We start from the raw sequence: 12,742 nt of genomic DNA on the forward strand, positions 1-12,742 counted from the left end.
AAGATGAGATTTCCCATCATTTTAAATGAGTAAGATTCCTCAGAGACGATGAGGTAGATAGGTCCGAGGTGGAAGCATGGTGACATGTGCAGCTGACGGATACTAATCAATCGAGGACTTAACTAAAAAAATAATCATGCGTGATTCCGATTCTTATCTAGTTTTGAAGGTGTTATGGATAAAAGACTTGTGTTTTTATCAAATTAACGCTATAATTTAATTTGTCTTTAATGTCTGGTGGTGAAGGCGAAGAGGTCACACCTGTTCCCATTCCGAACACAGAAGTTAAGCTCTTCAGCGCCGATGGTAGTTGGGGTGTTTCCCTTGCGAGAGTAGGACGTCGCCAGGCATAAAGAAATTATTGCATAAGCTAAGGCTTAGCATTATCGCGGGGTGGAGCAGTCTGGTAGCTCGTCGGGCTCATAACCCGAAGGTCGCAGGTTCAAATCCTGCCCCCGCAACCAAATTTATTACCGTATTACGTTGAATTACTTCGTTGTAAGGTAATATAGGTAGTACTTTAGTGCAACCAAAAATATTGTACATAAATGCAAATAAATAAATACAATTGGTCCGGTAGTTCAGTTGGTTAGAATGCCTGCCTGTCACGCAGGAGGTCGCGGGTTCGAGTCCCGTCCGGACCGCCATTTTACTATCTTAATTGCATATGATAAATTCAACCTTAGGAGAACCATCCTAAGGTTTTTCTTTTATATAGGAAGGTTGAAATACCTGTCATTATTTCTATTTTAGTAAACAGATTATTTTTGTTATGATTGTAAAGAAAAATACAGACAAATACTAAAAGGTGATACAAATGGATCCTTACATAATTCATACAAATAGTCCCGAAGAGACAATGGCTTTTGCTGAAAAATTAGCGACCTATTTAAAACCTGGAAATGTTTTAACATTAGAAGGGGATTTGGGAGCAGGGAAAACGACATTTACAAAAGGACTTGCAAAAGGACTGAAGATTAAAAGAACAGTTAATAGCCCTACTTTTACAATAGTGAAGGAATATGAAGGCATATATCCTTTATACCATATCGATGCATACAGATTAGAAAACAGTGAAGAGGATATTGGTTTTGAAGATTATTTTGCAGGTGACGGGGTTACGGTTGTAGAGTGGGCGACATATATAAGCGATTTTCTGCCAGATACCTTGTTGAACGTATCCATTACATATGAGTCAGAAAATGCAAGGAAAATACAATTAATGCCACAGGGAACATTTTTTGAGGCAATTTGCAAGGAGTTAATAAAATGAAAGTATTAGCTATCGATACATCTAATCAAACAATGAGTATTGCTCTGATTAGTGATCAAAAAGTAATAGCTGAAATTACAACAAATGTGTCAAAAAATCATTCAGTCCGATTAATGCCATCTATTCATGGTATGTTAAACGAAGCAAATGTAGTTCCACAGGATTTAGATAAAATTGTTGTAGCGATTGGGCCTGGATCCTATACAGGAGTTCGTATTGGTGTAACAACAGCAAAGACCTTAGCTTGGAGCTTAAACATTCCTGTATCTACAGTTTCGAGTTTAGAATTAGTTGCATACAATGGCTTATATTTTAATGGTTTGGTTTGTCCATTTTTTGATGCCAGAAGGGGACAAGTATATACTGGACTTTATAAGAGCAATGGAGAAAGCCTCCAACTTGTTTGGGAGGAAGCTAATTTGTTATTTGTAGATTGGTTGAAACAATTAGCAGAACAAGAAGAGTACATTTTATTTATAAGTAATGACCTAGAGCTACATAAAGAGTCTATAAAAGAAATTTTAGGAGAAAAAGCGATATTCGCACCAGCGTATTTAGCATTACCAAAAGCATCCGTACTTGGTATCGTTGGGGGAGAAAGAATGGAAATAGCAAATATCCATGAATTAGTACCAAATTATATGCGTTTAGTAGAAGCAGAGACAAAGTGGTTAGAGGAGCAAAGGAAAAATAGTAATGAGTAATGTATTTATAAGACCAATGGAATTGGATGATTTGGATCAGATTATGGAGATTGAACATGCTTCTTTTACCTCTCCTTGGTCAAAAGATTCCTTTCAGCTAGAGCTTACGGAAAATCGATTTGCTACTTACTATGTAATTGGAGATGAACAAAAAATCTTTGGTTATTGTGGTTTATGGGTAATTGTAGATGAAGCTCAAATTACGAATATTGCCATTTTACCTGAATATAGAGGGAATAAATATGGAGAGCAATTATTTTCTTATGTATTGCAACAGGCGAAGGAAAAGGGTGCAGAAAAGCTAACTTTAGAGGTTCGGGTATCAAATATTGTTGCCCAAAAGCTATATCGTAAATATGGTTTAGTTCCAGTAGGAATTCGTAAAAATTATTATGTCGATAATCAAGAAGATGCATTATTAATGTGGGTGAAATTATAATGGAAAAAAACAATCAAATGATATTAGCAATAGAAACAAGCTGTGATGAAACTGCAATGGCAATTATTAAGAATGGACAAGAGGTAGTTGCAAATGTAGTAGCATCCCAAATCGAAAGTCATAAGCGTTTTGGTGGGGTAGTTCCAGAGATTGCATCGAGGCATCATATTGAACAAATAACGGTAGTATTGGAAGAGACTTTAAAAAAAGCAAATATGACAATGGATGATATCGATGCTATTGGTGTTACGGAAGGTCCTGGGCTAGTTGGTGCATTATTAATTGGTGTAACTGCTGCGAAGTCACTTGCATTTGCTTATCAAAAGCCATTAATAGGTGTTCATCATATAGCAGGACACATTTATGCGAATCGACTTCTGAAGGAATTTCAGTTTCCATTATTATCTCTCGTCGTCTCTGGGGGACATACAGAGTTGATTTTGATGAGAGAGCATGGCAAGTTCGAAGTGATTGGCGAAACACGTGATGACGCTGCAGGAGAGGCTTATGATAAAGTGGCAAAGTCTATTGGCCTCACCTATCCAGGTGGACCTCAGATAGATAAATTAGCGCAAGTTGGGGAAGATACGTATCATTTTCCAAGAGCACTAATGGATGATGAAAGCTATGACTTTAGTTTTAGTGGTTTAAAAACGGCAGTAATCAACACCATTCATAACACCAAGCAAAAAGGGGAAGAGGTATCGAACGAAAACATCGCAGCAAGCTTTCAAGCGAGTGTAGTAGATGTGCTTGTTTCCAAGACCTATCGTGCTGTAAAAGAGCATGACGTAAAGCAATTAATTGTTGCTGGTGGTGTCGCTGCAAATCAAGGGCTAAGAGCAAAATTAGAGGATACTTTTAAACAAGAAGATGTAGAAGTGATGATTCCTCCAATCCAATATTGTACAGATAATGCAGCAATGATAGGTGCTGCAGCTAGTATCGCCTTCGAACAAGGACATCGAGCAAGCTTTGATTTAAATGCAAATCCTTCCTTAAGTTTAGAAAGATATGCGAAACGATCGGTAAAATAAAGTAGATAGGCACAGGGTATTTGATTAAATACCTCGTGCCTTTTTTTTATATTTTGATTCTACGATAGTTATACACAGATAAAACGTCCAATTGTGGAAAATAGATAACCATTGTAATTATAATGGCATTTAAGTTGTGGAGAAAATATGTGGATAAGTATGAGAAGAAATGTGGACAATGTGAATAACTGCTGTGGATAGCTTTAAATTAGTAGTTTTTTTGTGTGTAAGTCTGTGGAAAAGTAGTGGACGTCTAATCAAACACCGTTCTTAATAAAAAAGAGCTTATCATTTTTAAGATAAGCCCTCTTCGTTTAATGATAATTATTCACCGCGGCCAATTGTATTATTTAATTTTTTGCGATATTTGTCCTTCCAAGTTTGCTCATCCTTGACTAGCTCGTCACAGAAAGCAGCTACGTCTTCGCCCATGATATCAGTTATTTTCTTGCCTTCTGCTGCTGCTTGCTCCAAAAGGTCCAGAATGCCGTCAAAGATACGCTTTGTTCCCTTCCAGTCAGTGGGTGCACCACCAGCAGTCCACATATATTTTTGAATCGCTTTGTAGGCATTATGGTACTCACTTGGCAGCTCCCTCGCACGTGCCTCCATTGCTTTCCATTCCCGTTTGTCTTCCAAACTTCCGATAATTTTTTCAAATAAACTCATGTTACTTCTCTCCCTTTCTTTTATTTGCTTTGAGTTCATTAATTCTACTTGAGACGAAATCCCACTTTTTCCAAAACAGTTCAAGTTGTTCCTGACCTGCTGCATTAAGTGTGTAAAATTTTCTAGGCGGTCCTATATTGGAGGGCTTTTTCTCGATGTTAACCAAATTTTTTTTCTCAAGCCGCATAGTAATTGTATAAACTGTACCTTCAACTACATCCGTAAAACCAAGTTCTCGCAGGTGCTGTGTGATTTCATATCCGTAAGTCTCCCCACGACTGATGATTTCAAGTACACAACCCTCCAGTACCCCTTTTAGCATTGCCGTGATATTTTCCAAGCTTATTCCTCCGTTTTCGGTATAATCTCCAGTAACCTTTATCACTTGTATTCAGTATTACTTATTACTGGTATATAGTATTACAAAGTAGCTTGGCATGTCAAGCATTATAGAAATATTTTTACTTTTCTAATGCTTACGTATTAAAAAAAGCTTCGCCAAATATGTTGACGAAGCTGATGAATTGCACACTAATATCGATTGTTTTGATTTTATTTTGGAGTTCTTTTAAACTTTCGTATTCCATATAGAAACCGTATATTCTAAGAGAAACCTTCTAAAGAAGCTCCGCTAGCTTCTCTTCTGTTTCAGTCCATTCGTCCATCATGGAATCCAATTCTTTCTGTAACTGATTATTAGATTCGGCGATTTCTCGAAGCTTTTCGTGATCAGCGACTATGTCGGGCTCATACATTCGTTTTTCGTTTTCTTCCATTTTGCTTTCTATTAGTTGAATATTGTTTTCTAATTCTTCGATTCTTCTTTCCAGCTTTCGTATTTCTCGCTTTTGCGCTTTATCCTGAAAATATTGTGTTTTATCATCTTGCGTTGTGGTTTCCGTGGTATGGTTCTCATTTAAGGCATTTATTTCATGTTCTTCTTGTTTTTTCTCGGTGTAGTAATCGTAATTTCCTAAGTACTTCGTTGTTCCTTCCTTGGACATTTCTATAATCGTTGTAGCAATGCGATTGATAAAGAAACGGTCATGGGAAACAAAAAAAATCGTGCCTGGAAAATCAATTAGGGCAGCTTCTAATACTTCTTTACTGTCTAAGTCTAAATGGTTCGTCGGCTCGTCCATAATGAGAAGATTTGCTTTCTCTAACATCAACTTAGCTAGCACTAACCGTGCCTTTTCCCCACCACTTAAGGATGCCACTTGCTTTAATACATCATCCCCAGAAAAAAGGAAATTACCGAGTATGGTACGAATTTCTTTTTCGGGCTTTGTCGGATAGTTGTCCCAAAGCTCTTGTAAAACGGTTTTTTCCTTTGTTAAATTACTTTGTTCTTGATCGTAATAACCAATTTGTACATTTGTACCATATTGGATTTGTCCAGAGCTTGGCTGAAGCTGGTTCACAATGTTTTTAAGTAAGGTAGATTTCCCTATCCCGTTTGGCCCCACTAATGCTACACGATCCCCGCGGTGAATCATTATATTAACATGTTTAAATATTGGCTCATCGGTTGCGTGGTAACGAAAAGCAAGATCGTTTATTTTTAAGACATCGTTCCCACTTTGACGTGTAATTTCAAAGGAAAACTTAGCAGATTGATTTTCGATTAATGGCTTTTGCATGACATCCATTTTCTCAAGCTGCTTTCTTCTACTTTGCGCTCGCTTTGTTGTAGAAGCACGTGCGATATTTTTTTGGATAAACTCTTCAAGCTTTTTTACTTCTGATTGCTGTTTTTCAAATTGTTTTATATTACGCTCATATTCTTCTGCTTTTTGTTCTAAATACTTACTATAGTTCCCGTGATATCGAGTAGATGTTTGAAAGGAAATTTCATAGACTGTATTCACCGTCTTATCTAAAAAGTAGCGGTCGTGGGATACGATGACAACAGAGCCTTTATAGCCTTGTAAGTATTGTTCTAGCCAATCAAGCGTTTCGATATCCAAATGGTTTGTAGGCTCATCTAGTATTAGAATATCTGGCCTAGATAATAGCAGCTTTCCTAAAGCAAGTCTCGTTTTTTGTCCACCACTTAGCTGTTGAATAGGAGTTTGAAAATCATAATCTTGGAATTTTAACCCATTCAAAACGCTTTTGATATCGGCTTCGTATTGAAAGCCGCCATCTCGCTTAAATGTTTCTTGCTTCGCATCGTATTCCTTTAATAGTTGTTCATAAGCTTGGGTATCCTGTAAGACTTCAGGATCGCCCATCTTTTGCTCGAGCTGTCTAATTTCACTCTCCAATTTCTTTAAGTGGGTAAATACCTGCTCCATTTCATCCCAAATACTTAATGTAGATTCAAATCCCGTCGTTTGCGATAAATATCCAACTGTCGTTTCCTTTGGCTTATGTATTTCACCGTCATCGAATGACAATTCCCCAGCCATTATTTTTAATAAAGTAGATTTGCCAGCTCCATTCCTACCGACAATTGCGATTCGGTCCTGGCTATGTACTTCTAGTTTAATGTTCGATAAAATAAGGTCAGCACCAAAGAATTTCTTTATATTATTTAATTGCATTACTATCATTTATTTTCACCTCAACGATTTAAGTGTATCTTAACTATTAGATGAATAGCAAGATAAGAGCAGTTGCGAAAACAAGGGAAGTATTACTTGAAAAACGCTCTTGTGAAATATTTAACTTTTAATATATGATGTAAATAGACAGAAAAAAGAAACAACATTGGAAACAGCGGTTTCATTGTGAGGAGGAATAATAGTGACATTAGGAGAAAATACGAAGATTCCACAAGCTACTGCAAAACGATTGCCTTTATATTATCGTTTTATCAATAACTTATATAATCAAGGTAAAACAAGAGTTTCCTCCAAAGAGCTGAGCGATGCGGTAAAAGTAGATTCGGCAACAATACGTCGTGATTTTTCCTACTTTGGAGCATTAGGAAAAAAGGGTTATGGCTATAATGTAAATTATCTTTTAACGTTCTTTAAAGAAACATTAGAGCAAGATACATTCACGAAAGTGGTTTTAATCGGAGTAGGTAATTTAGGTACTGCCTTTTTACATTATAATTTTACGAAAAATAATAATACAAAAATTGTGATGGCTTTTGATACGAGTGAGGATAAGGTTGGGACGAAGGTAGGTGGGGTCCCGGTTTACCATATTAACGAAATGGATAAGCGATTGAAGGATGAAAATATTTCGATTGCCATTTTAACGGTGCCAGCACAAGCTGCTCAAAGTATGACGGAGCAAGTAATCGATCATGGGGTAAATGGTATATTGAACTTTACACCAGCGCGAATTAACGTCCCAAGCAATATCCGAGTTCACCACATTGACCTATCGATAGAGCTACAGTCATTGGCATATTTTTTAAAGCATTATCCATTAGATCAAGAGGGATTAGAGAACCTAGAATAAGAAGAAAAGCTAAATCCTAGTATAGACCAGGATTTAGCTTTACTTTTTTTTGCTGTTTTTCAGTTTCACATGAACCGTTAGCAGCCGAATCGCCGCAGCAAAATCTAATGTTGCAACAAGTGCTAAAATGATTGTGGTTAAGTTCCATACCGTATCTTCTACACTTTGGACAGCGATATAGGTAAAACCACTTCCCATTAGGAAATACAGTATAGCCATGGATAATGGTGATGCTCTCATAAGAAAATGAATCCTCCAATTATACTTTGCATTTGCTCATATTGTTCTAATATTTTCTCCATTTCTTCAGGTGGTACTAGAAACTGTATGATAAATACAAATGAATTTACTGATATATGGGTTAAAATTGGTACAAGAATACGCTTCGTCTTTACATAAAGAAACGCAAATACTAAACCAGCTGCAGTATATCGTAATAAATGCTCAGGCTCCATATGTAATAAACCAAATAATAGAGAAGAAATAACGATACTTAAGAAAAAGCTTCCGTATTTTTGATAGATGGAACCAAAAATGATTTTACGAAAAACCACTTCCTCTAAAATCGGTGCGATAATAGCAGTTATGACAATAAATAACGGCATATAGCTTGCGATTTCAACTAGATTTGCGGTGTTTTCTGAATCTGGACGTACTCCAAATATGTTAATTTCAATATTACCAGCTATTGTTTGGGCAATGAGAACGAGAAAAAAACCAATGATTGTCCATAAAACAATCATTCCGATATCTGTTCGATTGCGTGTAGCGGATGACTTCATATCTGGACGTAAGAAGTATAACGTTAACAATAACATAATCGGAAAACTAATGAGTGACCAGATTCCGGTTAGTGCTAGAACATCTCTTGGTGCTCCAAAAAACAATAAAATCGGTGCACCTATGTTTACCGAGAATAGACCAATAACATAGGTAAAGATAACATACCAATATCTTCTAGGCAATGAACACGACTCCTTTTTGTTGACTATAGAAATAAATTTCCATGTTTATACATACTTTAATATGGACAGCATTTTATAGATAGCATATTCCAATTATAAATGAAAAATTAATACAAAAAAAATAATAACAACACTTGCATTCTGACAAGGAATTCATTATTATAATAATTGGAATTAGCACTCAACTAACATGAGTGCTAACAAAATCGAATTTTACTATTTCTAAAATTTGAGGAGGTTGAACTTTATGTTAAAACCACTAGGTGATCGTGTAGTAATTGAAGTAGTTCAACAAGAAGAAACTACGACAAGCGGAATCGTACTTCCGGATTCTGCAAAAGAAAAACCACAAGAAGGTAAAGTTGTTGCAGTAGGTACTGGCCGTGTAACAGATAACGGTGAAAGAGTAGCTCTAGAAGTAGCAGAAGGCAATAGCGTAATCTACTCTAAGTATGCTGGAACAGAAGTTAAATATGAAGGTAAAGAATACTTAATTCTTCGTGAAAGTGATATTCTAGCAGTTATTGAATAAGTTTTCTCGAAGAACGAGATTGGTATAACATAATAGATTAAAAATTTGAGGAGGGCATATTACATGGCTAAAGAGATCAAATTTAGTGAAGAAGCTCGTCGCGCTATGTTACGCGGTGTAGATACATTAGCAAATGCTGTTAAAGTTACACTTGGACCAAAAGGACGTAACGTTGTATTGGAGAAAAAATACGGATCTCCACTAATTACAAATGATGGTGTAACAATTGCAAAAGAAATTGAGTTGGAAAACCACTTTGAAAATATGGGTGCACAACTAGTTTCAGAAGTTGCTTCTAAAACTAATGATGTTGCTGGTGACGGTACAACTACTGCAACTGTATTAGCACAAGCAATGATTCAAGAAGGTTTGAAAAACGTTGCATCTGGTGCAAACCCTGTAGGTGTACGTCGTGGTATTGAAAGAGCAGTTGCAACTGCTGTAGAACAATTACAAGCAATTTCTAAGCCGATTGAAGGTAAAGATTCAATCGCTCAAGTAGCTGCTATTTCTGCTGCGGATAAAGAAGTAGGTCAACTAATTGCAGAAGCGATGGAACGCGTTGGTAACGATGGTGTTATTACAATTGAAGAATCAAAAGGCTTCACTACAGAGCTAGAAGTAGTAGAAGGTATGCAATTTGATCGTGGTTACGCTTCTCCATATATGGTAACAGACCAAGATAAAATGGAAGCTGTTTTAGAAGATCCATATATTTTAATTACAGATAAGAAAATCGCTAGCATTCAAGAAGTACTACCAGTTCTTGAGCAAGTAGTACAACAAAGCCGTCCAATCCTTATCATTGCGGAGGATGTAGAAGGTGAAGCACTTGCTACTCTAGTAGTAAACAAACTACGCGGTACATTTAACGCTGTTGCGGTTAAAGCTCCTGGCTTTGGTGACCGTCGTAAAGCAATGCTAGAAGATATAGCTGTTCTAACTGGCGGTACAGTAATCACAGAAGATGTAGGTCTAGAATTGAAGAACGCTTCTATCGAACATTTAGGCCGCGCTTCTAAAGTAGTCGTAACCAAAGAAAATACTACTGTTGTTGAAGGATCTGGTGATTCTGCACAAATTTCTGCTCGTGTAAATCAAATCCGTGCTCAATTAGAAGAAACTACTTCTGAGTTCGATAAAGAAAAATTACAAGAGCGTCTTGCTAAATTATCTGGTGGTGTAGCGGTAATTAAAGTTGGTGCTGCTACAGAAACAGAATTGAAAGAACGCAAGCTTCGCATTGAAGATGCATTGAACTCTACTCGTGCTGCAGTAGAAGAAGGTATCGTAGCTGGTGGTGGTACAGCACTAGTTAACATCTATAACAAAGTAGCGGAACTAGATGCTACTGGTGACGAAAAGACTGGTGTAAGCATTGTACTACGTTCTCTAGAAGAACCAGTTCGCCAAATCGCTCACAATGCAGGTCTTGAAGGCTCTGTAATTGTAGAACGCTTGAAAAACGAAGCGGTTGGCGTAGGTTTCGACGCTGCAACTGGCGAATGGGTAAACATGGTTGAAACTGGTATCGTAGACCCAACTAAAGTTACTCGTTCCGCACTACAAAACGCTGCATCTGTAGCTGCTATGTTCTTAACTACTGAAGCAGTAGTAGCAGATCTACCAGAAGAAGATGCACCTGCAATGCCTGATATGGGCGGTATGGGTGGAATGGGCGGCATGATGTAACTTTAACCACTTTCTTATGAGAAGTGTTAAGTGCATCCTAGAAACCCAAGAACCATTCATTAAAAACATATATCAATGACAACAACCACTTCCTTTTAATTAGGGAGTGGTTGTTGTGTTGTTAAATAATTTGGTGTGTAAGGCTGTTTTTGATGACAACCAAGATGAACTAAAAATTACCAGCTACAGGGATGTTAATTCTAAATGGTCTTCGCCCCTCTAAAAGACTCGGATGTTTCATCTTTATCCCGTTTCAAAAACATTTTCAGGAAAAACAACGGATAAATCATTAAATACAAGTTCATAACCCACCAAGTAATTTCATAGTCATTGCTATAGACCCAAAATGTAATTGCTTGTAAACCAGAACAGAAAGTCAATATTAGTGAGATTAAGGCGAAAGTTTTCCAAGCTTCTCTATTTTTGTTATATAGATATAAGCTGGAAAGTCCGGTTATTGAAATCAATATATCTAAAGGAAAGAAAGACCAATTCCATGCGATAATGATAGAATTATCATAATCCTTGAATGCCCAGCTTTTTGGAATTAAGTTAAAAAAGGTAACGATCCAGTATATGATAAATCCTATGTCTGTTACTAAAAAAAAGGGCTTTAAGTATTTCATCCTATACCTCCAGTTTTTAGGCCAAATACGTAATAGTAAAACAGTAATCCCAGGTTGGTATTCTAAAAGAAATAATAACAGTATAACAACACAGTGTTAGGGGGGATTCATGATACGCCTTATCTTATTTAATTGCCCTTTTCTGTCATCTGTTGACTATTTTCTTTTTCGTGCTCAACAGTAAAGTTTAGTGTTGTTACACCAATAATTATTAGAATAATAGATAGTACCTTAAGCAGACTAAAGCTTTCACCGAAATAAAAAACACCGATAAATGTAATAATTAATATCCCCATTCCTGACCAAATGGCATATGCTACTGAAACATCTATTGTTTTTAATGTTAGAGTTAGGAAAGTTAGACTGCCAACATAGGATATAATCAGTAATGCACTTGGCAAAAGCTTGGTAAATCCTTCAGATAATTTCATGCATGTTGTTCCAGCTACCTCTAGTAAGATGGCTAGACACAAATAGATCCAAGACATGCTTGTTCCGCCTCCTATGATCGATTAGTGATGCCATTTAATAGAATATCCATTACGGTTTGCAGTCTCTCCCCAAAGGTTTGTTGATTCCGGGTAGAAACAGTTGGGTCATATATTTGATTGATGGCACCCAAATATATCTCTATAAATGCTTCTAAATTGACTGGACGAATTAGCCCCAACTCTTTCCCTTGTTCCATTAACTCCAAGACAACAGACCATTCTTTTTTTAAGAAGTAATCTAGCTTTTCCCACTGTTGATAATGGTGTTTTTTTAGATCTGATAATAACCTCATATCCATGGTTTCAAATTCTTTTGGTGTACAGCAAAGTATTTGATTTATTTTTTCAACTAATCCTAGGCTTTCACTCTCTGCAATTACTTTTTCCTTTTCTTTTATTTGCGAAATGAGTTTATCAATAATCATCTCAATAATCTGATCTTTTGAAGTAAAATGTTCATAAATTTTTCTTTTACTCGTCCCTAGTCTTTTAGCCAATTCTGCTGTTGTAAAAGTAAAACCTTTTTGATGTATGAGAATGATTGTTTCATCGAAGATTCTTTCTTTCAATTTTGTTCCCCCTTCACGGTACCCGCGATACCAACTTGGTTTCACAGGTATTATACTGGGTATTTTTGGTATTTTCAACAAAAAATTATAAATCTCTTAAAAATAGGAACTTTCTCCTTTGTTAGAAACAAAGAAACACGAAGGAGATAAAGGTTAATAGGTATAAGTGGTTCAGTAGGTTTAGAGAAAAGAATTTATGCTTCTTAAGGTGTAGGTGTGGACGTAAAAGCAGGACTAGAGAAAGATGGGGTGTCATGTCTTTAGGTATTCCTAAGGATACATAGATTACAATAAAGGCTAAAGCTCCTAACGAGAAAGAAGCGAG

Annotated in this window: 15 protein-coding genes, 2 tRNA genes and 2 rRNA genes; 11 read left to right on the plus strand and 8 right to left on the minus strand. The window is 36.5% G+C overall.

The annotated features are described in order from the left end of the window. From C1A05_RS13240 to tsaD, 8 genes are all read left to right on the plus strand, one after another. Positions 1 to 126: ribosomal RNA gene (locus tag C1A05_RS13240) — 23S ribosomal RNA — on the plus strand; the annotation flags it as partial. 107 nt (positions 127 to 233) lie between these two features. After that, a 5S ribosomal RNA gene (gene rrf / locus C1A05_RS13245) occupies positions 234 to 349 on the plus strand. A gap of 38 nt (positions 350 to 387) precedes the next feature. Then, positions 388 to 464, plus strand: a tRNA-Met gene (locus C1A05_RS13250). Positions 465 to 570: 106 nt separating this feature from the next. Next, positions 571 to 647 (plus strand) — tRNA-Asp (locus C1A05_RS13255). Between the two features lie 170 nt (positions 648 to 817). Continuing rightward, on the plus strand, positions 818 to 1,273 hold the full coding sequence (tsaE, locus tag C1A05_RS13260; RefSeq protein WP_102028728.1) for a tRNA (adenosine(37)-N6)-threonylcarbamoyltransferase complex ATPase subunit type 1 TsaE: 456 nt from the start codon (positions 818 to 820) through the stop codon (positions 1,271 to 1,273). Then, positions 1,270 to 1,977: a tRNA (adenosine(37)-N6)-threonylcarbamoyltransferase complex dimerization subunit type 1 TsaB gene (gene tsaB / locus C1A05_RS13265; protein WP_102028729.1), complete on the plus strand. Its 708-nt coding sequence runs from the start codon at positions 1,270 to 1,272 to the stop codon at positions 1,975 to 1,977. Before tsaE ends, tsaB begins: the two co-directional genes overlap by 4 nt. Beyond that, positions 1,970 to 2,416 (plus strand): ribosomal protein S18-alanine N-acetyltransferase, encoded by a 447-nt coding sequence (gene rimI, locus C1A05_RS13270; RefSeq protein WP_102028730.1) that lies wholly within the window; start codon positions 1,970 to 1,972, stop codon positions 2,414 to 2,416. Before tsaB ends, rimI begins: the two co-directional genes overlap by 8 nt. After that, entirely contained in the window at positions 2,416 to 3,453 is a 1,038-nt protein-coding gene (gene tsaD / locus C1A05_RS13275) for a tRNA (adenosine(37)-N6)-threonylcarbamoyltransferase complex transferase subunit TsaD (protein ID WP_304528547.1), read from the plus strand. The genes rimI and tsaD overlap by 1 nt, the downstream gene beginning before the upstream one ends. A gap of 324 nt (positions 3,454 to 3,777) precedes the next feature. Here the strand turns inward: tsaD and C1A05_RS13280 are convergent, their stop codons facing one another. The 3 genes from C1A05_RS13280 to C1A05_RS13290 form a co-directional block, all read right to left on the minus strand. Then, positions 3,778 to 4,122 (minus strand): DUF1048 domain-containing protein, encoded by a 345-nt coding sequence (locus C1A05_RS13280; RefSeq protein WP_102028732.1) that lies wholly within the window; start codon positions 4,120 to 4,122, stop codon positions 3,778 to 3,780. A 1-nt stretch (position 4,123) separates the two neighbouring features. Further along, positions 4,124 to 4,462, minus strand: a complete 339-nt coding sequence (locus C1A05_RS13285) for a PadR family transcriptional regulator (protein ID WP_102028733.1) — start codon at positions 4,460 to 4,462, stop codon at positions 4,124 to 4,126. 277 nt (positions 4,463 to 4,739) lie between these two features. Then, a complete protein-coding gene (locus tag C1A05_RS13290; protein ID WP_102028734.1) occupies positions 4,740 to 6,680 on the minus strand; it encodes an ABC-F family ATP-binding cassette domain-containing protein in 1,941 nt (646 codons plus the stop codon). 193 nt (positions 6,681 to 6,873) lie between these two features. On the opposite strand from C1A05_RS13290, the gene C1A05_RS13295 reads away from it, so the two are divergent. Continuing rightward, positions 6,874 to 7,542: a redox-sensing transcriptional repressor Rex gene (locus C1A05_RS13295; protein ID WP_102028735.1), complete on the plus strand. Its 669-nt coding sequence runs from the start codon at positions 6,874 to 6,876 to the stop codon at positions 7,540 to 7,542. A 39-nt stretch (positions 7,543 to 7,581) separates the two neighbouring features. On the opposite strand, the gene C1A05_RS13300 is transcribed toward C1A05_RS13295, so the two are convergent. Together C1A05_RS13300 and C1A05_RS13305 are read right to left on the minus strand one after the other, a co-directional pair. Further along, positions 7,582 to 7,782 carry a YdiK family protein gene (locus tag C1A05_RS13300; protein ID WP_102028736.1) on the minus strand — a complete coding sequence of 67 codons (201 nt, stop codon included), beginning with the start codon at positions 7,780 to 7,782 and terminating at the stop codon, positions 7,582 to 7,584. After that, positions 7,779 to 8,507, minus strand: coding sequence for a CPBP family intramembrane glutamic endopeptidase (locus tag C1A05_RS13305; protein ID WP_102028737.1), 729 nt, complete (start codon positions 8,505 to 8,507; stop codon positions 7,779 to 7,781). The genes C1A05_RS13300 and C1A05_RS13305 overlap by 4 nt, the downstream gene beginning before the upstream one ends. Positions 8,508 to 8,754: 247 nt before the next feature. Between C1A05_RS13305 and groES the strand changes: the two genes are divergently transcribed. Beyond that, positions 8,755 to 9,039: a co-chaperone GroES gene (gene groES / locus C1A05_RS13310; protein ID WP_102028738.1), complete on the plus strand. Its 285-nt coding sequence runs from the start codon at positions 8,755 to 8,757 to the stop codon at positions 9,037 to 9,039. A gap of 63 nt (positions 9,040 to 9,102) precedes the next feature. Beyond that, complete coding sequence (groL, locus tag C1A05_RS13315) at positions 9,103 to 10,731, plus strand: chaperonin GroEL (RefSeq protein ID WP_102028739.1); 1,629 nt, start codon at positions 9,103 to 9,105, stop codon at positions 10,729 to 10,731. 200 nt (positions 10,732 to 10,931) lie between these two features. Here the strand turns inward: groL and C1A05_RS13320 are convergent, their stop codons facing one another. From C1A05_RS13320 to C1A05_RS13330, 3 genes are all read right to left on the minus strand, one after another. Then, positions 10,932 to 11,357 (minus strand): YvaD family protein, encoded by a 426-nt coding sequence (locus C1A05_RS13320; RefSeq protein WP_102028740.1) that lies wholly within the window; start codon positions 11,355 to 11,357, stop codon positions 10,932 to 10,934. A gap of 128 nt (positions 11,358 to 11,485) precedes the next feature. After that, positions 11,486 to 11,845 (minus strand): DMT family transporter, encoded by a 360-nt coding sequence (locus C1A05_RS13325; RefSeq protein ID WP_102028741.1) that lies wholly within the window; start codon positions 11,843 to 11,845, stop codon positions 11,486 to 11,488. Positions 11,846 to 11,859: 14 nt separating this feature from the next. Next, positions 11,860 to 12,417: a TetR/AcrR family transcriptional regulator gene (locus C1A05_RS13330; protein ID WP_102028742.1), complete on the minus strand. Its 558-nt coding sequence runs from the start codon at positions 12,415 to 12,417 to the stop codon at positions 11,860 to 11,862. Positions 12,418 to 12,742: the final 325 nt, after the last annotated feature.

The sequence above is a fragment of the Salirhabdus sp. Marseille-P4669 genome (assembly GCF_900240405.1).
Taxonomy (GTDB): Bacteria; Bacillota; Bacilli; order Bacillales; family Alkalibacillaceae; genus OEQK01.

Bases quoted from the DNA above. Each gene is read 5' to 3' on its own strand.
- C1A05_RS13320 (WP_102028740.1), bottom strand. From the start codon at position 11,357: ATGAAATACTTAAAGCCCTTTTTTTTAGTAACAGACATAGGATTTATC.
- tsaD (WP_304528547.1), top strand. From the start codon at position 2,416: ATGGAAAAAAACAATCAAATGATATTAGCAATAGAAACAAGCTGTGAT.
- tsaE (WP_102028728.1), top strand. From the start codon at position 818: ATGGATCCTTACATAATTCATACAAATAGTCCCGAAGAGACAATGGCT.
- tsaB (WP_102028729.1), top strand. From the start codon at position 1,270: ATGAAAGTATTAGCTATCGATACATCTAATCAAACAATGAGTATTGCT.
- C1A05_RS13325 (WP_102028741.1), bottom strand. From the start codon at position 11,845: ATGTCTTGGATCTATTTGTGTCTAGCCATCTTACTAGAGGTAGCTGGA.
- rimI (WP_102028730.1), top strand. From the start codon at position 1,970: ATGAGTAATGTATTTATAAGACCAATGGAATTGGATGATTTGGATCAG.
- groES (WP_102028738.1), top strand. From the start codon at position 8,755: ATGTTAAAACCACTAGGTGATCGTGTAGTAATTGAAGTAGTTCAACAA.
- C1A05_RS13290 (WP_102028734.1), bottom strand. From the start codon at position 6,680: ATGATAGTAATGCAATTAAATAATATAAAGAAATTCTTTGGTGCTGAC.
- groL (WP_102028739.1), top strand. From the start codon at position 9,103: ATGGCTAAAGAGATCAAATTTAGTGAAGAAGCTCGTCGCGCTATGTTA.
- C1A05_RS13280 (WP_102028732.1), bottom strand. From the start codon at position 4,122: ATGAGTTTATTTGAAAAAATTATCGGAAGTTTGGAAGACAAACGGGAA.
- C1A05_RS13300 (WP_102028736.1), bottom strand. From the start codon at position 7,782: ATGAGAGCATCACCATTATCCATGGCTATACTGTATTTCCTAATGGGA.